Here is a 25847-nt window from a genome sequence, read left to right on the forward strand (position 1 = left end):
TCGGGCCAAAACAACCGCTTAAACGGTCATTTCCGCTGACTGGTCTATAGTAAAAGAGGTAATTATACCCGAGTCTGAGCCGCTTGACCGCCTGTCCGGGCATCCACGCAGCTGGTCGGAATCCGGCAGACAAGCCCCCGGGCAATTGCTACATATACAGTTATGAAGAACTTACGTGGTTTTACACTTATTGAACTCATTATCACCATGGCGATCGCCGTGGTGCTGCTATCGATTGCCGTGCCCAGTTTCACCACTATGATCAGGAACAACCGTGTTACGACCTTGGCCAATGAATTCATTACCACCATCAACCTGGCGCGTAGCGAGGCCATCCGCCGCGGCACAACGATCACGGTTAGTGCTACCAGTGGTAACACAGCTTGGCATAATGGCTGGTCCATGACCCCGGCCGCTAGCAGCACCGTACTACGACAAACACCGGCACTACCGAGCGGCAATACCCTGATTGCTTCGGCGGCTACCCCCAGCATCTCATTTGATTCCCTCGGCCGGGCCTCTAACCTGAGCCAGGTTGCCAGTACCCAGGATGAAAGAACCTTCACCCTGTGTAACAGCAACACCACTACCGGGCGAGAGATCAAGATCCTCTTTACCGGTCGGCCGACGATTACAACCATTACCACATGTCCCTGATTATGATGCATAGCAAACCTGACATACGCGGTTTTTCCCTGGTCGAAGTACTGGTCGCCGTTTTTGTGCTGGCCATTGGCCTGCTGGGCCTGGCCGGGCTGCAGGCAAAGAGCCTGCAGTTTAACTACAGCGCCTATCAGCGTTCACAAGCCACCATGCTGGCCTACGACATCATCGACCGCATGCGCGCCAACCTTGGCGAGGCCCAAGCGACCCCTAGCAGTTACGATATCGCCGATAACGTGGCCCCATCGACCAGTAAAAACTGTCAAACCAACGACCCAATGGTAACCTGCACCGCCGCCGAGATGGCCAGCTTTGACCTCAACCAGTGGAAATGTGCACTCAGCACTACCTACGACGCAAATACCGTCTGTACCGGCTTAGGTATTAAGGGTGCCCTCCTTGAGGCCACAGGCAGCATTGCCACTGCCGGCGGCATCACCACGGTGACTATTGTGTGGGTGGATGACCGCACCAAGACGGGCGATGACCGCAAGACGACCTTTACCGTGAGTACCAAGCTATGAGTACGGCCAACAGACAACACGGCCTGTCACTGATTGAACTCATGGTCGCCGTCACCATCAGCCTGATCCTGCTCAGCGGCGTTATCCAGATGTTTATCAGCAGCAAGCAGAGCTATAGCTCTGCGGAAAGCCTGTCGCGCATGCAGGAAAACGCCCGCTATTCCATGGACGCCCTAAGCAAGGACCTGCGCTCAGCCGGTTTCCAGCCCTGTAAGCAGACGAGCAAGCAGGGCAACGTACTCAATAGTACCCCGGCCGGCGTGAATTTCTTTGGCGCCCCGCTGCAGGGCTATGACGGCAGCAGCGCCTTTCATGCCGACTTCCCGGCGGTGGGCACGGCGGCCGGTGATCGGGTTGCCGGTGCCGATGCCGTACGCATCATCCGCGGTGGCAGCACCGGCTTCAGTGTCAAAAAACACACCGAAAGCTCTGCGAATTTCGAGCTCGTGGGCGGCACACATAACTTCGTAGATGGCGATATCGTCCTGGTCTGTGACAGTGAAAATACCTCTATCTTGCAAATCACTAACGCTAACCAGATGAATGTCACGATTGTGCATAACACAGGTACCGGCACCCCGGGCAACTGCAGCAAGGGCCTCGGTTACCCGACTGACTGTAGTTCGGTAAACGGCAACGGAAAGACATATGGTCCTGGTTCACAGATCGTCAGCCTCGAGTCCTTTATCTATTACCTCGGTATCAGCGCCTCCGGCAATGGTCATTCGCTGTACCGCAATCGTTTTAACACGACTACTACACCCTTTGACCCGGCTAACAGAGAAGAACTCGTTGATGGCATCGAGACCTTGCAAATCGTCTACGGTCTCGCCCCTGACGCGCTCAGCCCCGCACAGCGTTATGTCACCGCTGACCAGCTGACCACCGAGGCCCAGTGGAAGAATGTGGTCAGTGTGCGCATCGGTATGCTCATGGTCGCCCCGGACCAGACCGCCGCCGAGGCCGACACTACCGCCTACAATGTCGTCGGTACCAGTGTCGAACATGACAACACCGGCACGGATCCGGCCTATACCTCTGACCGCCGTCAGCGCTACATCTTCACCTCCACGGTAAAACTGCGTAACCGAGGAACCCTGTAAATGTTTATCATGCCCACAACCCCGGCCCGTCATCAGCAGCAAGGCGCAGTATTGATCATCAGCATGATCATCCTCCTGCTCCTCACCATACTCGGTGTCACCAGCATGCAAGGCACCAACCTGGAAGAGCGTATGGCCGGTAACATGCGCGACCGCCACGTCGCCTTCGAGTCCGCCGAGGCCGCCATCGCCGATGCCGAGGCCTTCCTCGATACTATCGCGCTCACCAGTGCCTTCCGCTCCAATACCGCCGGGCTTTATGATGGCACCCACCTCGACCTGTGGAAGACCGTCGACTGGGCAGATGCCGATAAATACCGTTACGCTAGTGATATTACCAGCAGCCACGGGGTAGGCACCTCGCCGAAATACATTATTGAATATATCTCCGAACCGACTGACTCAAGTGATACCAAGACCAATCTGGATAACTATGGGGGTAATTCGGGTGGCGCCGGGGTCGCTCTATTCCGGGTCACCGCACGCGGCACCGGTGGCTCGGATAACAGCGTGGTTTTCCTGCAGACCGTCTACGGTGTGAGCGGTGTAACCGGCAGTAACAACCTGCCGTCATCGTGATAGGTCATACGCAACTTTTGAAAGATACGGGAGCACCATGATGAGTTTCCTCCACAAACAACTATCCCATAAACTGTTCCCCGCAACAGCCGCCTTGTTAAGCCTGTTCGGCACGCCGCTGGCCGCCGGCACACTGGATATCGCCAAAAACGCCCTTGAAATCTCCACCGGCGTTGACCCGAATATCCTGATCCTCGCCGATGATTCCCTCAGTATGGACCTCGGCATCATCACCAGTGAGGCTGGCCTCTCCATGCACCTGCCGGATACATCCAGTGATTTCGCTAATAGGTACTACTACACACACCCTTCCACAAGCACTGATACTGCCCCGGCTAAAAACGCAGCGGCATTCGGAACAAACACCAGGATCATGCCAGACCCCGAGTTTATGGCCACGCAAGGCCTCGCTGACGATGGCGGTGCCTGGCGTGCCTGGAACAGCGACTACAACAAGATCTATTACAACCCGAATGTTGAATATACCCCCTGGAAGGGCGTAAATACTGCCGGTGCCACCTATGCAAACATGTCCGAAACTGTGGCGCTCTACGACCCGTTCGAACCCAGCCACGGCTCGCTGAACCTGACCACGACCCTCAGTTATACCGCCAAATGCACCCTTCCAGCCTGTACGACCATTCCTGCGCTGACGGGTAACTTTACCGTTACCGACTTTTACCCGGCCCGTTATTACACCTGGACCGATAGCAACACTGATGGCATTGTCGATGCCAGTGACGCCCACACCCTGGTCGAGATCAAGTCTGCCAATTTCCCGAAGGACCGCGCCGGCACCCGTACCGATTGCGGCGGTGATGGTGAGGCAAGTTCCACCATATCCTGCAGCTACGCACAGGAAATCCAAAACTTCGCCAACTGGTTCAGCTATTACCGCAAGCGCGACCTGACCGCAAAGAATGCCTACAGCAAGGTCATCGAACCCGTCACTGGCGCCCGGGTCGGCTTCATCACTATTAATAAGGCCAATCCCATCCAGGTGGCACCGATGAATGTGTCCATCAACAGTGGCAACAAGCGGACCCTGATGGATGAGATATTCGAGGTACAGCCGATTATCACGAGTACTCCACTACGTGAGAGCCTGAGGGATGCCGGCCGCTATTTCGAGTGCGTCGCCGACAACATCTACGGCCTGACGGCCGCATCCCCCGCCGAAAATCCCACGAACCGTGCCACGGCCAATAATTGTCCGGTATTTGCCGCCCCGGCCGGGACCTGCCAGCAACATTACACCATCCAGTTGAGTGATGGGGAGTGGAACGGCAGTTCCCCCTCTGTCGGCAATACCGACGAAGATGATGGTACAGCCGATTTTGATGGCGGCTCCTTTGCCGATACCGCCAGCGATACCCTGGCCGACGTCGCCATGCACTACTATGAGCGCGACCTGCACGGTCTCACTGACAGTGTGCCGACTACCGCACGCGATCGGAACCTCTACCGGGGTGCCACCAATCCGTTCCGGACCATGCATCAGCACATGGCCACCTACACCGTTGGCCTCGGCGTTAGCGGCACGCTGACCGCCGGCCCGACTGACAAAAACACAGCGTTTACCTGGCCGGACCCTACCGCTGGTGCCGCTGAAAAGATCGATGACCTGCGCCATGCCGCCTGGAATGGCCGCGGTGATTTCCTCAGCGCCAGCGACTCGGTCGCCCTGACGTCCTCACTCGAGGATATCTTTAGCGAAATTTCCGCAGGTACCGGCGCCGCCTCCTCGGTGGCCTTTAATACCCAGAACCTGGAGAGTGGTGCGCTCATCTTCCGCGCCTTTTTTGACACAACGACCAACACTGGTAGCCTGGTCGCACAGGATGTGAGTATCACTGGAGCCATCTCACCCACGCTGCGCTGGGATGCCGCCGAGCGGCTCGATGATAAAACCGGTGCCAGCTCAGACAGTCGCGAGATCGTGACTTACAATGCGACCTCACTCGCCGGTATCCCCTTCCAGTGGACCGACCTGGATGCCACCCAGAAGACCCAACTGGAAACACCCGTAGTCGGGACCGGGACCGCCGGCGAACGTGGTGAGGCTCGCCTCAACTACCTGCGTGGCCAGAGTGAAAAAGAGGCCAGCAATAATCCGGCCAGCAATGAGGACTTCCGCGACCGTCCCAGCGCTGGCGGCAAACTCGGTGATATCGTCCACTCAACACCGGTCTTTGTTGGTGAACCTCCATTCAGGGGTCGGGATCAAGGGCTCTTCCCGACGCACGCGCCCGCCATACCCATTGTCACGACAGACCTCTACAGCACCTTTGAGACCATGTATCGAAACCGACGTGAAATCGTCTATATTGGTGCCAATGACGGTATGCTGCACGGCTTTGATGCCAATACCGGCGAAGAGGTCATGGCCTATGTGCCGAACGTCGGCTTTGACCAACTGACCAAGCTGACCGACCCCAACTATACCCATCAGTATTTTGTCGACCTCTCGCCCGCCGTCAATGACATCTTTGCTGATCTTATGGATGGTGATGGTAAGAAATGGCATACCGTGCTGGTCGGTGGCCGCGGTGCAGGCGGCCCGGGCCTGTTTGCCCTCGATGTCACCGACCCGACCACACTCGATACCGAGGCCGAGGCCAAGGACAAAGTGTTGTGGGAATTCACCCAGGCCGACGATATTAATATTGACACTTCATTAATTGCTGATAATTCGAATCTTGGTACCCTGATCAGCGAGCCCCTTATCGCCATGACTAATGTCAGCGATGGTGGTAGCCCAAGTCGACAACGCTGGGCGGCGATCTTTGGTAACGGCTATAACAGTGCCAGCACCAACGGCAATGCCGAACTGTTCATCGTCTTCCTCGACGGCGGTGTGAATGGCAGCTGGACACATGGAACTGACTACATAAAGATCAATACCGGTAAGGGCAAAGTGGATAGTGCAGATGGCACAACCCCGAACAGCCTCGGTGGTGTACGCGGTATCGATACCGACAACAATGGTACCGTGGATGTCGTCTATGCCGGCGACCTGCAGGGCAATGTCTACCGCTTTGACCTGAGCGGCAATACGATTGGCAGCTGGGACCTGCCAAGCGGCAATCCGCTGTTTACCGCCACGTATAAGAGTGGCGGCCCGATCCAGCCGATCACAAATCGGCCGATAGTCATCAAACACCCCTCAGCGGCGGGTTACCTGGTGATCGTCGGCACCGGCAGCTACTTTACCACCGACGACATCACGGACACCTCCATCCAGTCGATCTACGGCCTATGGGATGACTTAGGCAGCACCATCAATCCCGTCGACTACGCCCGGCTGGTGGAACAAAGCTTTACCAACCAGGCCACGGCGATCAGTGGCTTTACCGTGCGCACCCTGAGCAATATTACAATTGACGATTGGGCTCATAATGGCTCTGGAAAAAAAGAAGGCTGGGTCATCGACCTCGACGTGCCACCGGCAGGTGGGGTTGATGGGGACCCGGCTGAATTCCCCGGCGAACGTGCCGTGCGTAACTTCATCCTCCGCGGCGGCCTGTTATTCGTGAATACCGTTATCCCCAAGAGCCAGTCTGCCTGCACCACCGGCGCGGGTGGTTTTGAATTGGGCTTTAACCCGGCAAACGGCGGTTCCGGTACTAATATCATCTTTGACGTCAATAATATCAGCGGCTTTGATGATAATGATAATGTCGGCGGCAGTGCTACTGCTATGGATGGTTCCAATGTTGTCACGGGCATACGATTTGATGACTCGACCCCGACCGATTCCTCCTTCATCGGCAACCGCAAGGTCACCCAGACCAGTGACAAGTCTATCCGCAGTATCGCCACTAATACCGGCAACGATAATGCTATTGGTCGCAATTCCTGGCGTGAGCTCGAATAACCGGTCGCACGCAACGTATTACGGAGAGAAATGGTAATGAATATATCCATGTATAAATCAGCACCGGGTTGGCTTCCAGTTATGCTGCTGGCAATACTGGCACTTGCGGTATCAATGCCGCTGTTTGCGACCAGCAGCCAACTCCCCTCCTACTACCCGGATACTTTCCAGGCCACCGGTATTATCACCGACCCGAAGGACAATCGCAGTGTCATTATCAGTGGCTTACGCTACTATGTTACTAACAACACCAGGGTACACACGACCCGCTCACAGACGGGTTCTCTATATGAACTCGACAAGATAGGCACCGAGCTCGGCTTCACCTATGTCGAAGACAATCAACGTCGGCGCTTTCTCGTTGAGGCCTGGACCCTGCCGAAAGGCACCGTTGAGTTAGACTGATGAAATCATTACGTGATATGACAAAGGCAACCCGCATGAAACACCGTCACCTCGGTTTCACCCTTATTGAAGTCATGATTACTATAGCCATCATCGGTATCCTGGTGGCCGTGGCCCTGCCGTCCTATCAGGACCAGGTGATCAAGACCCGTCGCTCCGATGGCAAGGCGGCATTAACCCGTGTCGCCCAGGCGCTTGAGCGTTGTTTTAGTCAGAATGGGAGATACACGGGTGCCACTTGCCCAGCCGCCACAGGTACAGGCACTCCCCCGGTGCCACCACCACAAGATTCAGAAGAAAAGTTTTATAAAATAAGCATCGCTACCACTGCCAGCACCTATGATTTAACCGCCATGCCACAGGCCCCGCAGACCGCGGATACCAAGTGCGCCAACCTGACCCTGGATCAAACTGGAGCTAAGGGAAAATCTGGCACCGGGACGATTGCCGACTGCTGGAATTAAGCCAGGTTATTTCTGCAAGGCCTTCGGCAGGTTAAAGGTGACTCGCTCAGGTTCACCCTGGTCTTCATTCACCACACTCGCCCCCATCTCTCTCAGATGTGCAATGACATCTTCAACCAACACTTCCGGGGCCGAGGCGCCGGCGGTGACACCGACCAGCATGTCTTCCGTAAACCAGTCAGGCTGAATATCTTCCGGACCATCGATCAACCAGGCGGGGATGCCCTGTTTCTCGGCAATCTCACGCAGGCGATTTGAATTGGAGCTGTTCGGTGAGCCGACCACGAGCATGGCCTGGCATTCTTTCGCCAGACGTTTCACCGCATCCTGGCGGTTCTGCGTCGCGTAACAGATATCATCCTTCTTCGGGCCGACGATATTCGGGAAACGTGCCCGCAGGGCCTCGATGACACGCTGGGTATCATCCATCGACAGGGTCGTCTGGGTCACAAAGGCAAGCCTGTCTTCATCGTGCACCACCAGGCCGGCGACATCCTCCGGCGTTTCCACCAGGTGCATGGTACCGTTCTGTTTCTCCACCTGGCCCATGGTGCCCTCAACCTCCGGGTGCCCGGCATGACCGATAAGGATACAGTCACGTTGTGCCTTCACATGCCGCACGACCTCCATGTGCACCTTGGTCACCAGCGGGCAGGTGGCATCAAACACCGTCAGGCCGCGCCGCTCTGCCTCGGCACGCACGGCTTTGGCCACACCATGGGCACTGAAGATCACCGTAGCCCCGTCCGGCACCTCATCGAGTTCCTCGACAAACACCGCGCCCTTGTTGCGCAGGTCGGTGACCACAAAACGGTTATGCACGACCTCGTGACGCACATAAATCGGCGCGCCAAACAGTTCGATGGCGCGTTCGACGATCTCTATCGCGCGGTCAACACCGGCACAGAAACCCCTGGGGTTGGCGAGCAGCACCTGCATGGTCATTACTCGATCTCGTCCTGTTCGCCGACGGCCAGCACCTCGGCATCGAAGGTAATGCTGTGCCCGGCCAGCGGGTGATTAAAATCGATCACAACCAGGGTTTCATCCGGCAACTCAAGAATCTTACCCGGCACCTCTTCACCCGATGGCGTGGTAAATCCGATAATCAAGCCCGGTTCGAGTTCCATATCGGCCGGGAACTTATCACGCGTCATCAGGTGGACATTGGTCTCATCGGCAAAACCGAAGGCCTCGCGCGGGTCGAGTTGTACGCACTGGCGATCACCTGCACCCAGGCCCACCAACGCAGCCTCCAGTCCTTCGATCAGCGCACCGTCACCGACGGTAAAACGTAGCGGGTCACTGCCCTGGGTCGACTCGATCACGGTACCGTCCTCAAGCGCCAGGGTGTAATTAATTAATACACTGCTGCCAGCCTGAATCTTTTCTGCATTTTTACTCATACTATTTAATAAACTCTTAAGATTAAACTTATACTTTGTTAATCCTGTGCAGACGCTTTCTTCGAGCCAAACAGCCCGTCGATGATCAATATGGCCGCGCCTACGCTGATCGCCGCATCGGCAATATTAAAGGCCGGCCAGTAATAGCTCGCGTAATACCACTGGATGAAGTCGATGACATAACCATGGTAGATGCGGTCAATGGCGTTGCCAATGGCGCCACCGAGGATCAACGCCAGCGCCGCCGCCAGCCAGGTCTGCCAACCTTCCAGTTTCCTTAGCCACGAAACAATGATCACCGCCACCAGCGCTGCCAGGCCGATAAAGAACCAGCGCTGCCAGCCACCGGCATCACTCAGGAAGCTGAATGCAGCACCGGTATTATGCGCCAGGAACCAGTTAAACGATGGCATCACCGCCACCGGCACATGGAACTGCAACTCGGTACTGGCCAGATACTTCGTTGCCTGATCCAGACCAATCACGACTGCCGATAACCATAACCACTTGAGCATATATTAAGTCCTGTAATTTAACGCAAAGCTCGCAAAGACGCAGAGGCCGCAAAGAAATTAAAAAGTAAATCCATGTAAATACAAGCTAAAACCTCAAATACTATTTAAATACTTTGTATTACGATGTTTATAATAAACAATGGTAAGCACTCGCACTCTCAACACCCTAACCACAACCGATTGAGGTATGCCTTTAGCCTCTAACTTAACGCAAAGATGCAGCAAAGTAATAACGGGAAATTTTAACAGCTCATACGCTTCCCTTTGCGCCCTCTGCGTCTTTGCGGCCTCCGCGCCCCTTCCAGAGAATTAAACTCAGGCAAAGCGACGTTGCTCGCCTTCACCCTCAACATTTTCCACACAGCGGCCACACAGTTCCGGGTGTTTGCTGTGGCTACCGACATCCTCACGATGATGCCAGCAACGTGCACACTTCTCATGTGCCGAAGCCGATACGGAAATCCATAGCTCATCGCCATTCGACAAGCTGCAATGCTGCGCCTCGGCAGGCGGTTCGCCGGCGAGGTAGGTGCGCGCCTCGGAGGTAATGAGCACAAAGCGCAATTCATCCTCAAGCGCATTCAGCTTGTCAAGAATCTCACGGCCGCAATACAGGCCGACCTCGGCATCCAGGGCGGAACCGATTACCCCGGCCTTGCGCGCGGTCTCGAGTTCCTTGTTGACGGCATCACGGACTTCAATTATTTCATCCCAATATTTCAGGTTCATCCCATCACTTATTGGCATCGGTGGTAAGTCATACCACTCTCCAAAGAACACCGAATCGCTCCGTTCACCTGGAAGATGCTGCCAGAGTTCTTCCGCGGTGAAGGTCAGGATAGGTGCCAACCAACGGGTCAGTGCCTCGGCAATATGATAGGTCGCCGTCTGTGCCGAACGACGTGCGACACTATCAGCCTGCATGGTGTATTGACGATCCTTGGTGATATCCAGATAGAAACCGCCCATGTCTACGGCACAGAAGTTATGCACGAGCTGGTAGATGCGGTGGAATTCGTAACTATCATAGGCATCAAGTACCTGTTTCTGAATCTGCGCAGTGCGCATAACGGCCCATTGATCGAGTGCGAGCATCGCAGATGGCTCCAGCATATTATTTGTCGGGTCAAAGTCGCTCAGGTTCGAAAGCAGGTAACGTGAAGTATTGCGCAGGCGACGATAGGTATCGGCCGAACGTTTCAGGATCTCATCGGAGACAGCCATTTCTTTGCTGTAGTCTGTTGCCGCCACCCACAGGCGCAGGATATCGGCACCGAGGGACTTGATGACCTTCTGCGGCGCAACCGTGTTGCCCTTCGACTTGGACATCTTGTGGCCTTTGGCATCAACGGTGAAACCATGCGTCAACGCAGCCTTGTAGGGCGCATGAGCGCGCATGGCTACCGAGGTCAGCAGGGAGGACTGGAACCAGCCGCGGTGCTGGTCGGAACCTTCCAGGTACAGGTCGGCCGGGCAGGTCAGTTCGTCACGGCGATCCAGCACGGCACGATGCGTGACGCCGGAATCAAACCAGACATCCAGCGTATCGGTAACCTTGTCATAATCATCGGCCGCATCACCAAGCAGCTCTTTTGGTTCGAGTTCGAACCAGGCATCAATGCCCTGCGCTTGAATACGCGTGGCGACCTGTTCAATCAGGTCTTGCGTATCCGGGTGCAAGGCACCCGTGGTCTTGTGCACAAAAATCGGGATCGGCACACCCCAGGTACGCTGACGTGAGACACACCAGTCCGGGCGCCCCTCGACCATGCCCTCGATACGTGCCTGACCCCAGTCCGGCATCCAGCTGACCTTTTTAATCTCTGCCATGGCCTGCTTACGTAGACCCTTCTGTTGCATGCTGATAAACCATTGCGGCGTGGCACGAAAGATGATCGGCGTCTTGTGACGCCAGCAATGCGGGTAGCTGTGACGCAGCGCGGCATGGTGCACGAGCTTGCCGTGCGCCTTTAAGGTATCCACGACCTTGTCATTGGCCTTGAAGACGTGCTCACCGGCAAACAGCGGCGTATCCGGCAGGAAGCAGCCATTGCCACCGACCGGGTTATCGACCTTGAGCTTGTAACGCATGCCGACGACGTAGTCGTCCTGACCATGACCCGGGGCGGTGTGCACACAACCGGTACCCGCTTCCGTCGTCACGTGCTCACCGAGGATCACGGGCACCTCACGTTCGTAGAACGGGTGGCCCAGCATCAGACCCTCGAGCTCCGAGCCCTTGCAGTAGGCGACGACGCGGTAGTCATCAATTTCATAGCGAGCCATGGCCTCTTTTATCAGCGCCTCGGCAAGGATCAAACGCTCGGCACCGAGCGCACCGTTGCACTGCACCACGGCATACTCGAGCTCAGGATGAACGGCCACGGCCTGATTGGCCGGCAGAGTCCACGGGGTCGTCGTCCAGATGACGACCGAGACCGGCCCTTCACCCTTGTGCTCGGTATGACGACAACGCGCCATCAGGGCCTCTTCCTCGAGTACCGTGAAACGCACATCGATCGCCGGCGAGGTCTTGTCTTCGTATTCGACCTCGGCCTCGGCGAGTGCCGAGCCACAATCGGTACACCAGTGCACCGGCTTCACGCCCTTGTGCAAGTGACCATTATCAATGATGGTGCCGAGGCTACGGATGATATCGGCCTCAAAGTCATAGTCCATGGTCAGGTAGGGATTATCCCAGTCTGCGATCACACCGAGGCGCTTGAAGTCTTCGCGTTGCTTGTCGACCTGCTTACCCGCGTATTCACGGCAGGCATTGCGGAACGTGCGTGCATCGACCTTGTGACCGGCCTTGCCGACCTTCTTTTCCACGTTCAGCTCGATCGGCAGGCCATGACAGTCCCAACCCGGTACGTAAGGGCTATCAAAACCCGACAAGGTCTTGGACTTAATGATGATGTCCTTGAGTATCTTGTTTAGCGCATGGCCAATATGGATCTCGCCATTCGCATACGGCGGACCGTCATGCAGAATAAACTTGTCCCGCCCCGCGCAATGGGCGCGCAGCTTTGCGTAAATATCCAGTTCCGCCCAACGCTTGAGCAGTTCCGGTTCACGTTGTGCCAGGTTGCCCTTCATCGGGAAGGCCGTGTTCGGCAGGTTGAGTGTGTTTTTATAATCAGCCATGGTGTTTTCTGTCAACTTAGTATTTTCAAAAAATTATTTATCGCGCTGCGTAAAAAAGGCCCGCGCATCCTCTGCATCAATATCGATCTGTTTGCGTAACTCGTCAAACGAATCAAAACGCCGCTCATCGCGCAGCTTGTGCACAAACTCGACATTTACATACTCACCATAAATATCGGCATCAAAATCAAACAGGTGCACCTCGAGCAGGCTACGCGTGCCGTCCACCGTCGGTCGCGTACCGATATTCGCCACGCCCTGCACCGGCTCACCCTCGATGCCAAACATCTCCACCGCAAACACACCCTTCACCGGCGTATTGTTGCGATGCAGGTGAATATTCGCGGTCGGGAAACCGATGGTACGTCCGCGTTTGTCACCGTGCGCCACCCGCCCGCACATGCGATAGGGCCGGCCGAGTAATTGTTCGGCCTGCGCCATATCCCCCGTTGCCAGCGCCTCGCGCACCCGGGTGCTGCTGACCCGCTGCCCGTCAATCATGAAGGTGTGCAGGTGCACGACCTTGAAACCACGCTGCTCACCGACCTTGCATAACAATTCAAAATCCCCGGCGCGATCTTTACCAAAGCGAAAGTCATCACCGACGACAAGGTAACGCACATCCAGTCCGTCGATCAGCACGCGCTGAATAAACTCTTCCGGCGGCTGCGCGGCAAATCTGGCATCGAAGGTCAGGCACAGCATACGATCGACCGCATAACGTGTCAGGGCGCGAACCTTCTCGCGCAGGCGTGTCAGTCGCGCCGGAGCCCTGTCCGGGGCAAAAAACTCCATCGGATAAGGTTCGAAACTGATCACCACCGAGGGCACGCCGAGTTCGGCGGCCTTTTCCGACAACTGGCCAAGCACCGTCTGGTGGCCTAAATGGACACCGTCGAAATTGCCAATGGTTGCGACACAGCCACGATGCCGTGGGCGCAGATTGTAATATCCACGAATGAGTTCCATGCGTGCTCAGACCTGACGAAACAATATATTATAAAGCATACTCGGCACGTAGAAGTGTTGATTTTACGCGCCGCGGCGCAAAGCCGCCGGTCGCAGGCCCATGAGCCCGAGCACCAGCACATAACTGGCCGCCGCAATGGCGATCCACAGTAGCAACTGCGTCGCCCGCGCCGACCAGCCCCAGACAGACCACTGACCCGCCCCGGCCACGCCCAGCCAGAGTACGGCAAACATGGCCAGTAATGCCACGACTACCTGCGTGGCCAGGCGTGGCCAGCCGGGCTGGGGGTGATAAATCTTCTGTTGCCGCAGGCCGCGCCAGAGCAGGCTCGCATTCAACCAGGCCGCCAGACCCGTGGCCAGGGCCAGCCCGGCGTGCGGACCGCTAATGCCATAGACCACCATGGGCACGACAAACAGCAGGTTCAGGCTGATATTGGCAAACATGGCGCGAATGGCGATCTTGACCGGTGTCTTCGTATCCTGGCGGGCGTAATAAGCCGGTGCCAGCACCTTGATGAGGATAAAGGCCGGCAGACCAACCGAATAGGCCATCAGGGCCAGGGCGGCCATTTGCACATCGACCGCGACAAAGGCCTCGTACTCAAAAAGTGTCGAGATAATCGGCGTTGCAAGCACAAACAGGCCAAGGGTGGCCGGCAGGCCGATGAGCAACACCAGTCGCAGGGCCCAGTCCAGCGTACGCGAAAAGGCCTCCGGGTCGTCCCCGGCGTGCTGCTGTGAGAGCTTGGGCAGGATCACGGTGGCCAGGGCGATACCGAACACCCCGAGCGGGAACTCGACCATGCGGTCGGCGTAATACAGCCAGGTCACGCTGCCTGTGACCAGAAATGAGGCGATGATGGTATCGATAAGCAGGTTGATCTGCACCACCGAGGAACCGACGATGGCCGGCAACATCAGGCGCATAATCTTGCGAACCCCGGCATGGGTCTGCCCCCAGCGCGGCCAGCGCAACAGACCGAGACGGGCCAAAAACGGCAACTGGAAGGTCAGTTGCACCAGCCCGGCGATGAACACCCCCCAGGCCAGGCCGGTCACGGGCTCGGCCATCTGTGGTGCCAGCCAGACGGCCGCGCCGATCATGCTCAGGTTGAGCAGGATCGGCGTGAAGGCCGGCACGGCAAAACGGCCGAAGGTGTTCAATACCCCGCCGGCCAGCGCCGTCAGCGAGATCAACATTAGGTAGGGAAAGGTGATGCGCAGCATGTCCACGGTGAGGACATACTTGTCACCACCCTCAAGGTAGAACCCCGGGCCAAACACGATCGCCAACCACGGCGCGGCAAGCTCAGCAATGATAGTAAGCACTAACAAAACACCACCAAGGGTACCGGCCGTATTCGCAATCAGTGCCTTCAGGGCCGGCTCGTCTCCCTTCGCCTTATATTCGGCCAGCACTGGCACAAAGGCCTGTGAGAAGGCGCCCTCGGCAAACAGGCGACGGAAGAAATTGGGGATTTTGAAGGCGACAAAAAAGGCGTCCGTCCCCGCCTCGGCACCAAAGATTCGGGCGATGACGATGTCACGCACCAGGCCCAATACACGGGAAATCAGGGTATTTCCGCCCACCACGGCGGTCGATTTCAGCAGGCGGCCACTCATTCGGCCTGCGCCCTCGGAAACAGGCTATAACTAACTGTTTTTATTTCTTTTTTCACGGCGCATAGCATAGCACGACGGCCGCCCGCGCCCAAACGAGCAATTGCTCACGCAGATTTGACAAGTGCGACGAAAATCATCATAGTTACGCGCTTTTCCAGACAGATTTTTAGCAGGAGCTTTAACCGTGGCCAATTCTGCACAAGCAAAAAAGCGTGCTCGCCAGGCGGAAAGAAATCGCCGTAGCAATACAAGCCAGCGTTCCATGATGCGTACCCACATCAAGAACGTCTACAAAGCCATCGAAGCAAGCGATAAAGCCGCTGCCGAAGCTGCCATCAAGGCCGCCGGTCCGGTTATCGACAGCATGGCCGGTAAGGGTCTTATTCACAAGAACAAGGCCGCTCGCCACAAGAGCCGTATGAACGGACATGTTCGCGCCATGGCCTAATCCGCCATACTGCGTTCAATAAAAAAGGAGCCTGATGGCTCCTTTTTTTGTTGAATTGATGAATTCCTGGCTCACAGAACCCTGCATGTTCATTGTGAGTACCCTAACCTTCTTTCAGAAGGTTTAGGGCAATCATCAATCGCCTTTCTCACCACGGCATAAACTTGTTTATCTTGTTCATCGGCCGTGACACGTTATAGTTCATTACCGACATATCCTGACGCATCTGGTTCATTGATGCATTCATACCGTGCATATTGATAACCATCTCGTGCATGGCAGTGGCCTGTTTTTCGGTCGTCTGAGAAACGGCGATCATGCGTTCAGAGATCACCACCATGTTGTTGGATATCTCCTGCATGTTTTTTGCCATATGATGCGCATCCTGGGTCAGGCTATAGATCAGATAAAAGCCGTAACCAGCCAGCAGGATAAAGGCGAACAGCGAGGGGTAGACGATCATCTCCCAGCGTCGGGCACTGGCCTGGAAGGCATTCGACAGCGTCTCCATACTACGGCCCATGCAGTCTTCCATAGACTTTGTTTCAGCTGTTCTATTTTCCTGGCAGGTCTCACAGTCTTTCTGACCACAATCGCCGGCCTCGCACTTCTCTACCGGTATATCGCCTGGCGCATTGATTTCATTACTCATAGCAAACCCCTAAGTTCAAACATAATTGCTAACACACTGCGCAGGCATCCATTTCCACAAACAGCTTGATTAAAAGTCACCCGCCGCACCACGGTGCATGATGGCGAGAATGGTATCCTTGACCTTTTCCGCTTCGGCCTTCAGCGCCGGTGGTAAGGGCGTGCCACCATGGATCATCAGGTCCATATTCAGGCTATACAACCAAACCTTCCCTTGCTTGTCCTCAACCATGGCCACCCGGCAAGGCAGGTAGGCGGAGAAGGCATCACTGAAATCCAGCATCTTGACCGCGGTCAAGGGGTCACAAAACATATATATCTTCAGGGTGCGATAAGGCTTGCCGATCATGACCTCGACCTGCTGGCTCAATGGCAACTCGCCAACATTCTTGATGTTATACTCATTCGCCACTGCCCGCATTGCCTCTTCGGCATCCTTGGGGCTCACACCGTCCGTAAGCGGCACACGCCAGACCGTAGCTTCGGCTGCATTGCCGGTCTTCAACACGGTCTTCATCATGTCCAGATAGACACTACCGGCCTTTTCATCAAAACTTTGTGCAGCGCGTATTTCATCTTTGAAATAGATAGCACCAATCATACCTGCCAGCACGACAATAAAACCGATCAAAGCAAACAGTCTTCCGACAATACTCATTATTCTCTCCTTAAATAAAATATATCAGCACGTCGATGAACTAGCCTTGCGTACTGGATTGCTGAGAACGCAGGCGTTCATGAATGCGTAGTGCCTGTTTACCGTCCAGGCGGCTGACCAGTTGCTGCAAATACACGGCCTGAGGGATATCGCCCATTTCCACCAAGCGTAATGCGACTTCGGTGTACGCCGCTGCCGCATCCTGCCAACGCGATTGTAAATAATAGATATTACCCAATTCCCCCCAAGCATTGATATTACCCTCATCTGCCGTGGTGATTTTTCGGTAAAGACGCTCGGCCCTGGCCATATCCCGTGCCCAGAAGGCCTGACGGGCCTCAGCCAGCGACATTTCCTCAACCGCGACCTGCTGGGCCACTGCCTCGACCTTATCATCGCGGATAAACACGTAGGCTACCGTGATACCCACCGCAATATAGGCCAACAGTACGAATAAAACATTCTTGTTTAACATCTTATTGTCTCCTTCTTATACCTGTCTCGTCGTAACTACCTAACCCCGTGGTGCAGCCTGCATGGCACGCATTTTTTCATCAATCCGCATGGCCTGCGCCGAGTCCAGACCTCGTACGACATAGTGCAGGAACATGGCCTGTGAGTACTGTCCCTGATCCAGTAACTGCATGGCGGCCTCCGCATAGGCCTTGGCTGCTTGTTGCCACTTGGCCTGACCGTAATAAAGGTTACCCAACTCGCCCCAGGCATCTGTCGCCGTCGGCTCGCGCTTGAGGAGTTCATGGTATAAATTCTCGGCCGCTGTCAGGTCACGCGCCCAGAAGGCCTGCCGGGCCTGTGCGAGGCTGGCCGTACGGATTCTATCCTGAGTCCCGGCCGCTGATGGAATAACGGCTACAGGCGCCATCGAGGCGGCATAGTCATTGTTAGTTACCGGCACGGCATCACCACCTGACGGCACTACCGGTGCGGAAGCCTCTTCGACCTGTGTTGATAAGGTCGGCGCAGGTCGAGGGGGGGCAGTCTTGGCCAACATGACCGGCACGTCTGCTTTAGCACCTTCAGGCATTTGTTCTGCGGGTTTTTCCTCTGTGATCGCCGAAAGGACATAACCGGATGATTCCTGCTTAGTACTGGCCTGACCTGTCTCGATGCCGCGTGGTCGTGGGGCCGCCATAGGGTCGCCCTGTTCCTGCGCCGGCATGAGCCCTGCCCACCACTGCTGCGCCTGTGGTAACCACATCGACTGGTAATACCAGGCGGCCACCGCGGTACCGATCAAAATCGCAACCAGCAACAAGCCCCCAAGATAGCTGCCTTGTTTTTTCGCTGCCCGCTGCTCAGTGACCTGTTCCATCACCGCAGCATCATTGGCAACACCGCTGTCCTCGGTAGGCTTGGTATTCTGCTTGTCTTTACTCATTGTTCATTCTTCCCCAGATTATTGATAGAGGGCACTGGCCAAGGCCTCGAATTCATCGGCGCCCTTACTGCCACGCCATAATTCAAACACTGCCATGCCTTCACTCATGGAACGACGATACAACGTCCGCTGGTACAATCGCAGTGGTAACACTGTTATCCCCGGCAATTGCTGCAGTGCCGCCTCGGTATCATCAGACTCACGTACGGCATGGTGCGTATCGGCACGATTCACAAACGCAATAATCTCCAGTGTCTTTTCCGTGCCATTACGCGCATCGGCAACGATCTTCAAAAAACGTTGCGTTGCCCAAACATCCGGTTGACTCGGTGGCACCGGCACGATCACGCGGTCGGCATGGCGGATGGCCTCGCGCATGCCTTCCAGATTTGCCGCGCCGACATCGATAATCACCTCTACCTGCGCTGCGTGATCGAAACTTGGCCTGTCTACAGCGGCTACCTGCAAGGCGGGGACAATTCCATCTTCCTTGCGCACCTGTGCCACATCCGACAAGGTTCGCTGCGGGTCAAGGTCAAAGGCCTTCACTTCTCGTCCCTGCCCAACCAACCAGGCCAGCAGATTGAAGCTCACCGTACTCTTGCCCGAACCACCCTTCAGGTTTGCCACCACTGTAATCATATCTTATCGCCAACCATAACCATAAAAAGCGGGAGGTGGCCGCCGGTAAGCATTGTAGCCAGGATGCCAGTCATTCCCACCCAAAAAATTGTTATTTATGTTGCCGTGATACTCGATCACGACATGCATATCACCCCATTCCGTCATGTAACCACGCATGTTCCAGTCGGGGCCACCATAACCCCAGCGGTGAACGCCATTGCGGTAACCACCCGGCTGCGAGTACTGCCCCGGCCAGGCATTTGGCCAGTACCCGCCATAGGGCATCCCCCCCCATGCCTGTGCATGGCCGGCCACCGTCAGCAACAAAAGCGCCAGACTGGTTGATAAAACTCGTATCAAGGTTTCCCTCCCTCTACTGGCGCCGGCGGCCCGGGTGGTGGCAGTTGTGGCGGTTGTGCACGGCGCACATAGCCCTTCGGTACACTGAACAGGCCCTTGCCTTGTTTACCCACCTTGATGTCACGCAATTCGCGGACATAACCATCATTGTGCTCTTCACGTACGACAATCTTTATCTCCGGGTCATACCACTGTAAAAATTGTTCACGCTGGCCACTCGCGGCCATGATCTGCATGCGCCACTTCTCTGTCTTGCGCCCATTCAGGGTTTCATCCTCAAGCAGGGTCATCTCGATGGCCGTGCCATCGGCGAAAAACTCGCGCACCGGCAGGCGGCGCTGGCTGTCTATCCAGTGCAGGCTATGCACAGGGCGACCCTTTTCAACACGACTGAATTCCCACTTCTCGGTTTCCAGCCCATTTATCTGCTCCTTGCCCAGCATCCGGCACAAGGTACCGGGGAATTTTGCGCAAGGCGTATCATTATTCGTTACACGCCGATCCGGAAAGGCCGGTGCATGTTGTTCCACAAAGACCTTCTCTGCCGGAAATAACAAGGTACGCTTGTTTGTCTCCGCGTCGATGATCTCGATCATCTTGTGACCGTTTTGCTCGTACTCGTTACGAATAGCCTTATCACTGATATACACACGTGTCTGGATCGCGCCCTGCGGGGTCAGTTGCACGGCCGTCGCGGAAAAAGGCTCAGCCTTTTCCCCTGCAGAGACAGGCATTGTCACCATCATCAACGATGCCAGTATAAATGGTGCGTAACGGGCCATTCGGATTCTCCTTGTTGTTATTTAATAACCGGTACACGCCCTGCCTCTGCAGGACGTGTACCGACAGTCTTACTTGGCCGGTGCCGCCGGTGCCGCCGGCGCAGCTTGTGGCGCATAGCCATATGGGGCATAGCCATATGGGGCTGGTGCAGGAGGTGGTGCATAACCACCGCCATATGGGGCACCATAACCTGGGCCATAACCACCGCCATACGGGGCACCATAACCTGGGCCATAGCCGCCATAACCTGGGCCATAACCACCGTAGTACGGATTGTTATAACCATAACCACGACCGTAGCCGCTACCATAACCGTCACCACGACCATAGACATTACTGCTACCACGGCCACCCATGTTGAAGGACATGTTACCGTCACCCCAGCCACTGCCATCACCCCAGCCGCTACCTCTGTTGTTGTTGCCCCAACCGCTGTTGTTGCCCCAACCATCGTTATTCCAAGGTCCCCACCATGCCTGCGCAGTAGAGAAAGGTACGGCAGCGGCACCAACAATAATGGCAGCAGCCAACATCTTGCTTACTTTCTTCATGACACTCTCCTAACTAAATTACACATCACACCTAAACGAAAAGAATGCGACCTGCTCTCCCCACGATAATGCAGACGATAAGTGCGGGAAGTAACACTCACCATCTGTTCCAGAAACACTGTTACCAAAGACCATTTGACCCACCGTTGTCTATTGCCCAGGGCCCGTAGGGCACGGCGACCGGGTCGGCCCACCAGGGGATCCCGCCATTACCGTAATAGGGGTTCACCTGTTGTATATAGTTTCGATACTCATATTGCCGCGCATGAATCGGATGTAACGGCACCGCATAAGCCGGTGTATAACCCTGCTGCTGTACCGCAGCAGTCCGTTGCTTGTACCGACCTCCCCACTGCCGGGGTACCGGACGCCACGGGTTGTACTGCCGGTGTTGCGACGCGCCCATGGATGCCATCGCCGTTGCCCCATAACCGTCATGCGCCCGGGCAGGCAGGCTGACACCTGACAGGCCGGCCAGAAGCAGAACCGGCAAGGCCCTGCACAGGACTCTCATCGAGGCCACCCATAGGGACCTGGTCCATAAGGGCCCGGGCCATAAGGACCGTATGCCGGTGGCATCGGCGGATAGGGTTGCGCCCAGGCCGGTTGCTGCGGGGCCTGTTGCACCCAGGCCGGGGGCTGCGGGCGTTCCGGTTGTTGAGCCCATTCCGGGCGTGCCGGCGGCTGCGACATAGCCTCACGTTGTTGCTGCACCCACTCTGGCGGCTGCGGACGCTCCGGGTGCTGTTGCGGCTGGGCCCAGTCCGGACGTGCCGGCGGCTGCGACATAGCCTCACGTTGTTGTTGCACCCACTCTGGTGGCTGCGGACGTTCCGGGCGCTGTTGCGGCTGGGCCCAGTCCGGGCGTGCCGGCGGCTGCGACATAGCCTCACGTTGTTGTTGCACCCACTCTGGTGGCTGCGGACGTTCCGGGCGCTGTTGCGGCTGGGCCCATTCCGGGCGTGCCGGCGGCTGTGACATGTTCTCACGTTGTTGCTGCACCCACTCTGGCGGCTGCGGACGTTCCGGGCGCTGTTGCGGCTGGACCCAGTCCGGGCGTGCCGGTGGCTGTGACATAGCCTCACGTTGTTGCTGCACCCACGCCGGTGGCCGCGGACGCTCCGGCATCTGTGAACGGTAAGGTCCCGGCGGTGGCGGTACAAAGGCCTGCGCGTTTTGTTCCGTCTCGGCCATTGCCGGTGCTACCGACATCAGGCTGGCGAACACCGCGGATGCTATCAGAGTAAATGTCTTGGTCTTCATAGTTCGTCCCCGTTTCAGTAATACATTCATTCGTCAAAATTCTGTTTTAAGCGAATACCACGCCGTTCTGTCTTGGCCCTGGCCTTTTTCCTCACGGCAGCCTTTTTCTTAACAACAGCCTTCTTCGTTATCGCCTTTTTCGGCGCAACTTTTTTCCTGGCCGCCTTTTTCGTAATGACTTTCTTCGCCGCCGTTTTAGCGACCGGCACCGATGTCTCTTTAAGCTGCCCGCCCTTGGCCGTTACCGTTTCCGGTGATGGGGATGTCGGCGGGCTACCTGCAGGTGGCACACCACCCCCCTCATTCCCTGCCGAACCGCCGGGGCCACCACTTGATGGCGGGCTACCGCCACCATCGCCGCCCTTATTACCAAAGCGCGCCATCAGTGCCAGGAACAGCTTGTTCAGCCAGCGGACAAAGTTCTCGATCGCGATCGAACCCCGCAATAACAGGTTGCCGATCCGCATCTCGCGTTCAAGACGTCGTGTATGACGGTCCTTGACTACCGGTTCGTTCAGTTCGCAGTTCGCATCCCCTTCTTCCGGGTTCACACCCGCCATGCGATAAAACTGCCGTTGTGCACTGATACACCCCATGGGTATTACCACCAGGGTCAGCACCGTGGCCACACCGGTACCAAACAACAGGGCCGCTGCCATGCCCTGGAAGATCGGGTCGGTGACAATTGCCCCGGCGCCCGCCATCAGGGTCAGTGCAGTAATAAAGATCGGCCGCATACGTGTCTGCCCGGCCGAAATCACCGCCTCGCGGATCGGTGTACCGCGTTCCACCTCGTTATTGACAAACTCCACCAGCAGGATCGAGTTACGAACGATGATCCCGGCCAGGGCAATAAAGCCAATCATCGAGGTTGCAGTAAATTCTGCACCCAAAATCCAGTGCCCGGGTATGATCCCGATCAAGGTTAGGGGAATTGGGGCCATAATCAGGCCACCGATGATGAAATTTCGAAACTCCCAGACGATCAGGCCGTAAATCAGCACCAGTGCGGCCATAAAGGCCAGCCCCATGTCACGGAAGGTCTCGTAGGTCACCGTCCATTCGCCGGTCCATTCGAAACCGGAGACATCATCACTGGCCGGTGGACCGAGCAGGCCGCCCGGCATGCCGCTGATCTTCACGCCATCCGGGGTCGTGTAGTTTTCCAGCAGGTCTTCGACACCGAACATACCGTAGATCGGCGCGCCGAGACGGCCTTCCATCTCGCCGGTGACATATTCCATTGCCCGCAGGTCTTTGTGGTAGATAATCCGTTCTTCGAGGTGACGCACAAAGCGACCCAGTTCAGCCAGCGGCACCGGCGTGCCATCACGGGCACGTACCGGCAGGTTACCCAAACGTTGCAATTGCGCGCGCACGGCCAGCGGCACCTGCATGATGATCCAGGTCGGCTCGAGCACCGCGGCACGCTTCACGTCGCCCAGGCGGAAGTCACCCATGGCCATGTCGAGGTTGCGGTTGATGTCGTCGACACTGATGCCGTGGCGGACGGCCTTTTCAACATCGACCTCGAAACGCCAGAACTCATAGTCACCGGTGACATAGTTATCGACATCAACGATGTTCTCGACCTGTTCGAACATGCGTGTCATATCACGTGCTACCTGGCGACGTGTCTCGGCATCCGGTCCATAGACCTCGGCGACCACAGTCTGCAACACGGGCGGACCCGGCGGCATCTCGACGACCTGGATTCTGACATCGAGATTATTTGCCTTGATGAAATCCCACAGGAGCTTACGAGCATCGACTGCGATCTTATGACTGCCATGTTCACGCTCTTCCTTGTCCAGCAGCATGACCTGGATATCGGCATGCCAGGGCTCCTTGCGCAGGAAGTAGTGACGGACCATGCCGTTAAAATTAAACGGTGACGAGGTCCCGGAATAAGTTTGCAGGGCGGTGACTTCCGGGATCTTGCGCAGTTCTTCGGCCAGTTGCGCGGTGACATTGGCCGTAACGGGCAGGGCCGTGCCCTCCGGCATGTTGATCACGACGTTGAATTCCGGCTTGTTATCAAACGGCAACATCTTCACCGTGGCCGCATTGGTATAAAACATCGAACAGGCCAGCAGGGTCAGCACAACCAAACCAATGAGGAAACCAATACTCAGGGGCCGGCTTGTGCACAGGCGCTGCATGAACGGCTGGTAGTAGCGGCCGATCCGTTCACGTGAACGGGCCTCACGTTTCTCCGCCGCCTCCAGGGCATGCAATTTCGGTCGCACGCGCATGGCCAGCCAGGGCGCAAAGACAAAGGCCGCGATCAACGAGAAGACCATGGCCGCGGCACCGAGCACCGGGATCGGCCGCATGTACGGCCCCATCAGGCCACTGACAAAACCCATCGGCAGCATCGCAGAGACAATGGTCAGCGTGGCGAGGATAGTCGGGTTACCGACCTCACGCACGGCATCAATGGCGATCTCCACGGTTGTCTTGCCCGCCTCCAGCCAGCGCCGGAAGATGTTTTCCACCACCACGGTGGCATCATCGACGAGGATGCCGATCGAGAACACCAGTGCGAACAGGCTGACGCGGTCAATCGTGTAATCGAGGACCCAGGCCGCCCAGACGGTGACAAGGATGACGATCGGGATCACGGTGATCACGACCGAGGCGGCGCGAACACCGAGACCAATCAGGCACAATACACTGACCGCGATCGCAGCCTCGAACAGGGCCAGGAGTAATTCATTAACCTTGTCGTCGGCGGTCTTGCCGTAATTACGGGTGATGGTGACATTGACATTATTTGGGATCAGCGCGCCCTTCAGGGATTCCAGCTTATCGAGGATCGCCTCGGCAACCGTCACGCCGTTGGTGCCAACCTTTTTTGCCACGGCGATGGTCACGGCCGGGGCGCCGCTGACCACTGTGCCTTCGTGCGCGGCACCGGTGTAAAAGGTCACCAGTTGTGAGGAGTCGGCCGGGACCTGCTCCACCGAAGCGACATCGCGCACATACACCGGCGCATCGTCACGAATGCCGATCACCAGGTTGGCAACATCCCGGGCCGTGTTCAGAAACGCACCACTATAAACGGTAAAAGAAAGACCGCGGGTCTCAATGCCACCGGCATCGAGTTCGGTGTTGGCGGTACGAATGGTTTGTGCCAGTTCATCGAGGGTAATGTCATGACCACTCAGACGCTCCGGCGAGACCTCGATACGGATCTGTTCACGACGCCCACCGGTGACAAAACCGTTACCGGTGTTGGGCACCTGACTGAGTCGTTGCAGGACATCGAGACCGAGGGCACGCATACTGGCATCATCGACCTCTTCCGACCACAGGGTGGCGGTGACAATCGGTACATCATCAATGCCCACCGGCTTCACCAGCGGCATGGCCACGCCCGGCGGGATGCGATCGAGGTTCGACTGCACCTTGTCGTGGACCTTGACGATGGAGGCACCGAGTTCCTCACCGACCTTGAAGCGCACAGTGACGATCGCGGCACCGCGCATAGTCGCCGAGTAGACGTGTCGCACACCCGGGATCTCATCCATGATGCGTTCCAGCGGCTCGGTCACCAGCCGGCTGACCTGTTGCGCCGAGGCGCCCGGGTACTGCACGTAGATGTCGACCATGGGCACCGATATCTTCGGGTCTTCCTGGCGAGGGGTAAACATCAGCCCCAGCAGGCCAATGGCGAGGAAGGCGAACATCAACAGGGGGGTGACCGGCGAGTCAATAAACTGCGCGGCAATCCGCCCGGCCATGCCTGGGTCATTGGCCACAATCGTATCGGTAGAAGAGGGCTTATCTGTCATGAAAGGTCTTTTTTTATGTTTAGGCTTTTTTTGCT

Annotated in this window: 25 protein-coding genes; 8 read left to right on the plus strand and 17 right to left on the minus strand. The window is 56.6% G+C overall.

From position 1 onward, the window contains the following. The first annotated feature begins 162 nt into the window (after positions 1–162). The 7 genes from EL386_RS11480 to EL386_RS11510 are packed head-to-tail and all read left to right on the plus strand — an operon-like array spanning position 163 to position 7615. Positions 163–657, plus strand: a complete 495-nt coding sequence (locus tag EL386_RS11480) for a GspH/FimT family pseudopilin (protein ID WP_126456345.1) — start codon at positions 163–165, stop codon at positions 655–657. Then, entirely contained in the window at positions 648–1187 is a 540-nt protein-coding gene (pilV, locus tag EL386_RS11485) for a type IV pilus modification protein PilV (protein ID WP_126456347.1), read from the plus strand. Before EL386_RS11480 ends, pilV begins: the two co-directional genes overlap by 10 nt. Next, positions 1184–2290 carry a PilW family protein gene (locus tag EL386_RS11490; RefSeq protein WP_126457345.1) on the plus strand — a complete coding sequence of 369 codons (1107 nt, stop codon included), beginning with the start codon at positions 1184–1186 and terminating at the stop codon, positions 2288–2290. Before pilV ends, EL386_RS11490 begins: the two co-directional genes overlap by 4 nt. Further along, positions 2291–2869: a pilus assembly PilX family protein gene (locus tag EL386_RS11495; protein ID WP_126456349.1), complete on the plus strand. Its 579-nt coding sequence runs from the start codon at positions 2291–2293 to the stop codon at positions 2867–2869. It abuts the gene before it with no gap. 37 nt (positions 2870–2906) lie between these two features. Beyond that, a complete protein-coding gene (locus EL386_RS11500) occupies positions 2907–6746 on the plus strand; it encodes a pilus assembly protein (RefSeq protein WP_126456351.1) in 3840 nt (1279 codons plus the stop codon). Positions 6747–6794: 48 nt separating this feature from the next. Continuing rightward, positions 6795–7151: a hypothetical protein gene (locus EL386_RS11505; RefSeq protein WP_148103031.1), complete on the plus strand. Its 357-nt coding sequence runs from the start codon at positions 6795–6797 to the stop codon at positions 7149–7151. Continuing rightward, entirely contained in the window at positions 7151–7615 is a 465-nt protein-coding gene (locus EL386_RS11510; RefSeq protein ID WP_269471106.1) for a type IV pilin protein, read from the plus strand. The genes EL386_RS11505 and EL386_RS11510 overlap by 1 nt, the downstream gene beginning before the upstream one ends. A 6-nt stretch (positions 7616–7621) precedes the next feature. Here EL386_RS11510 and ispH read toward each other — a convergent pair whose 3' ends face one another. From ispH to murJ, 6 genes are all read right to left on the minus strand, one after another. Next, positions 7622–8554, minus strand: a complete 933-nt coding sequence (ispH, locus tag EL386_RS11515; protein ID WP_126457347.1) for a 4-hydroxy-3-methylbut-2-enyl diphosphate reductase — start codon at positions 8552–8554, stop codon at positions 7622–7624. Positions 8555–8559: 5 nt separating this feature from the next. Then, positions 8560–9021: an FKBP-type peptidyl-prolyl cis-trans isomerase gene (locus tag EL386_RS11520; protein ID WP_126456355.1), complete on the minus strand. Its 462-nt coding sequence runs from the start codon at positions 9019–9021 to the stop codon at positions 8560–8562. Positions 9022–9059: 38 nt separating this feature from the next. Then, complete coding sequence (lspA, locus tag EL386_RS11525; protein ID WP_126456357.1) at positions 9060–9536, minus strand: signal peptidase II; 477 nt, start codon at positions 9534–9536, stop codon at positions 9060–9062. 315 nt (positions 9537–9851) lie between these two features. Continuing rightward, entirely contained in the window at positions 9852–12683 is a 2832-nt protein-coding gene (gene ileS, locus EL386_RS11530) for an isoleucine--tRNA ligase (protein ID WP_126456359.1), read from the minus strand. Between the two features lie 33 nt (positions 12684–12716). Beyond that, entirely contained in the window at positions 12717–13652 is a 936-nt protein-coding gene (ribF, locus tag EL386_RS11535) for a bifunctional riboflavin kinase/FAD synthetase (protein WP_126456361.1), read from the minus strand. A 63-nt stretch (positions 13653–13715) separates the two neighbouring features. Further along, positions 13716–15278 carry a murein biosynthesis integral membrane protein MurJ gene (gene murJ, locus EL386_RS11540; protein ID WP_126456363.1) on the minus strand — a complete coding sequence of 521 codons (1563 nt, stop codon included), beginning with the start codon at positions 15276–15278 and terminating at the stop codon, positions 13716–13718. A gap of 184 nt (positions 15279–15462) precedes the next feature. On the opposite strand from murJ, the gene rpsT reads away from it, so the two are divergent. After that, entirely contained in the window at positions 15463–15726 is a 264-nt protein-coding gene (gene rpsT, locus EL386_RS11545) for a 30S ribosomal protein S20 (protein ID WP_126456365.1), read from the plus strand. 148 nt (positions 15727–15874) lie between these two features. Here rpsT and EL386_RS11550 read toward each other — a convergent pair whose 3' ends face one another. The 11 genes from EL386_RS11550 to EL386_RS11600 form a co-directional block, all read right to left on the minus strand. Further along, complete coding sequence (locus EL386_RS11550) at positions 15875–16378, minus strand: hypothetical protein (RefSeq protein ID WP_232020202.1); 504 nt, start codon at positions 16376–16378, stop codon at positions 15875–15877. Positions 16379–16447: 69 nt separating this feature from the next. Further along, positions 16448–17035 carry a DUF302 domain-containing protein gene (locus EL386_RS11555; protein ID WP_126456367.1) on the minus strand — a complete coding sequence of 196 codons (588 nt, stop codon included), beginning with the start codon at positions 17033–17035 and terminating at the stop codon, positions 16448–16450. Positions 17036–17075: 40 nt separating this feature from the next. Further along, positions 17076–17510, minus strand: coding sequence for a tetratricopeptide repeat protein (locus EL386_RS11560; protein ID WP_126456369.1), 435 nt, complete (start codon positions 17508–17510; stop codon positions 17076–17078). Positions 17511–17549: 39 nt separating this feature from the next. After that, positions 17550–18434 (minus strand): hypothetical protein, encoded by an 885-nt coding sequence (locus EL386_RS11565; RefSeq protein ID WP_126456371.1) that lies wholly within the window; start codon positions 18432–18434, stop codon positions 17550–17552. A gap of 18 nt (positions 18435–18452) precedes the next feature. Continuing rightward, the gene (locus tag EL386_RS11570; RefSeq protein ID WP_126456373.1) at positions 18453–19076 is read right to left on the minus strand and encodes a nucleotide-binding protein; all 624 of its coding nucleotides are present in this window, start codon (positions 19074–19076) and stop codon (positions 18453–18455) included. 3 nt (positions 19077–19079) lie between these two features. Continuing rightward, positions 19080–19418: a hypothetical protein gene (locus EL386_RS11575; RefSeq protein ID WP_126456375.1), complete on the minus strand. Its 339-nt coding sequence runs from the start codon at positions 19416–19418 to the stop codon at positions 19080–19082. Beyond that, positions 19415–20200, minus strand: a complete 786-nt coding sequence (locus tag EL386_RS11580) for a hypothetical protein (protein WP_126456377.1) — start codon at positions 20198–20200, stop codon at positions 19415–19417. The genes EL386_RS11575 and EL386_RS11580 overlap by 4 nt, the downstream gene beginning before the upstream one ends. Positions 20201–20269: 69 nt before the next feature. Then, complete coding sequence (locus EL386_RS11585) at positions 20270–20752, minus strand: sulfur globule protein CV1 (RefSeq protein ID WP_126456379.1); 483 nt, start codon at positions 20750–20752, stop codon at positions 20270–20272. A 121-nt stretch (positions 20753–20873) separates the two neighbouring features. Next, positions 20874–21266, minus strand: coding sequence for a hypothetical protein (locus tag EL386_RS11590; RefSeq protein ID WP_126456381.1), 393 nt, complete (start codon positions 21264–21266; stop codon positions 20874–20876). After that, complete coding sequence (locus EL386_RS11595) at positions 21263–22015, minus strand: PAT1 family protein (protein ID WP_126456383.1); 753 nt, start codon at positions 22013–22015, stop codon at positions 21263–21265. The genes EL386_RS11590 and EL386_RS11595 overlap by 4 nt, the downstream gene beginning before the upstream one ends. 26 nt (positions 22016–22041) lie before the next feature. Then, positions 22042–25812 carry an efflux RND transporter permease subunit gene (locus EL386_RS11600; protein WP_197722075.1) on the minus strand — a complete coding sequence of 1257 codons (3771 nt, stop codon included), beginning with the start codon at positions 25810–25812 and terminating at the stop codon, positions 22042–22044. Between the last annotated feature and the right edge of the window lie 35 nt (positions 25813–25847).

The sequence above is a fragment of the Sulfuriflexus mobilis genome, from assembly GCF_003967195.1.
GTDB lineage: Bacteria > Pseudomonadota > Gammaproteobacteria > AKS1 > AKS1 > Sulfuriflexus > Sulfuriflexus mobilis.

What these genes read in the sequence shown, in the direction of transcription:
- EL386_RS11505 (WP_148103031.1), top strand. Translation starts at nt 6,795, where the DNA reads ATGTATAAATCAGCACCGGGTTGGCTTCCAGTTATGCTGCTGGCAATA.
- EL386_RS11510 (WP_269471106.1), top strand. Translation starts at nt 7,151, where the DNA reads ATGAAATCATTACGTGATATGACAAAGGCAACCCGCATGAAACACCGT.
- EL386_RS11595 (WP_126456383.1), bottom strand. Translation starts at nt 22,015, where the DNA reads ATGAAGACCAAGACATTTACTCTGATAGCATCCGCGGTGTTCGCCAGC.
- EL386_RS11500 (WP_126456351.1), top strand. Translation starts at nt 2,907, where the DNA reads ATGATGAGTTTCCTCCACAAACAACTATCCCATAAACTGTTCCCCGCA.
- EL386_RS11565 (WP_126456371.1), bottom strand. Translation starts at nt 18,434, where the DNA reads ATGAGTAAAGACAAGCAGAATACCAAGCCTACCGAGGACAGCGGTGTT.
- EL386_RS11570 (WP_126456373.1), bottom strand. Translation starts at nt 19,076, where the DNA reads ATGATTACAGTGGTGGCAAACCTGAAGGGTGGTTCGGGCAAGAGTACG.
- EL386_RS11600 (WP_197722075.1), bottom strand. Translation starts at nt 25,812, where the DNA reads ATGACAGATAAGCCCTCTTCTACCGATACGATTGTGGCCAATGACCCA.
- EL386_RS11580 (WP_126456377.1), bottom strand. Translation starts at nt 20,200, where the DNA reads ATGGCCCGTTACGCACCATTTATACTGGCATCGTTGATGATGGTGACA.
- EL386_RS11495 (WP_126456349.1), top strand. Translation starts at nt 2,291, where the DNA reads ATGTTTATCATGCCCACAACCCCGGCCCGTCATCAGCAGCAAGGCGCA.
- EL386_RS11555 (WP_126456367.1), bottom strand. Translation starts at nt 17,035, where the DNA reads ATGAGTATTGTCGGAAGACTGTTTGCTTTGATCGGTTTTATTGTCGTG.
- ribF (WP_126456361.1), bottom strand. Translation starts at nt 13,652, where the DNA reads ATGGAACTCATTCGTGGATATTACAATCTGCGCCCACGGCATCGTGGC.
- EL386_RS11480 (WP_126456345.1), top strand. Translation starts at nt 163, where the DNA reads ATGAAGAACTTACGTGGTTTTACACTTATTGAACTCATTATCACCATG.
- ileS (WP_126456359.1), bottom strand. Translation starts at nt 12,683, where the DNA reads ATGGCTGATTATAAAAACACACTCAACCTGCCGAACACGGCCTTCCCG.
- murJ (WP_126456363.1), bottom strand. Translation starts at nt 15,278, where the DNA reads ATGAGTGGCCGCCTGCTGAAATCGACCGCCGTGGTGGGCGGAAATACC.
- EL386_RS11590 (WP_126456381.1), bottom strand. Translation starts at nt 21,266, where the DNA reads ATGAGAGTCCTGTGCAGGGCCTTGCCGGTTCTGCTTCTGGCCGGCCTG.
- EL386_RS11560 (WP_126456369.1), bottom strand. Translation starts at nt 17,510, where the DNA reads ATGTTAAACAAGAATGTTTTATTCGTACTGTTGGCCTATATTGCGGTG.
- EL386_RS11490 (WP_126457345.1), top strand. Translation starts at nt 1,184, where the DNA reads ATGAGTACGGCCAACAGACAACACGGCCTGTCACTGATTGAACTCATG.
- ispH (WP_126457347.1), bottom strand. Translation starts at nt 8,554, where the DNA reads ATGCAGGTGCTGCTCGCCAACCCCAGGGGTTTCTGTGCCGGTGTTGAC.
- EL386_RS11550 (WP_232020202.1), bottom strand. Translation starts at nt 16,378, where the DNA reads ATGAGTAATGAAATCAATGCGCCAGGCGATATACCGGTAGAGAAGTGC.
- EL386_RS11585 (WP_126456379.1), bottom strand. Translation starts at nt 20,752, where the DNA reads ATGAAGAAAGTAAGCAAGATGTTGGCTGCTGCCATTATTGTTGGTGCC.
- lspA (WP_126456357.1), bottom strand. Translation starts at nt 9,536, where the DNA reads ATGCTCAAGTGGTTATGGTTATCGGCAGTCGTGATTGGTCTGGATCAG.
- EL386_RS11520 (WP_126456355.1), bottom strand. Translation starts at nt 9,021, where the DNA reads ATGAGTAAAAATGCAGAAAAGATTCAGGCTGGCAGCAGTGTATTAATT.
- pilV (WP_126456347.1), top strand. Translation starts at nt 648, where the DNA reads ATGTCCCTGATTATGATGCATAGCAAACCTGACATACGCGGTTTTTCC.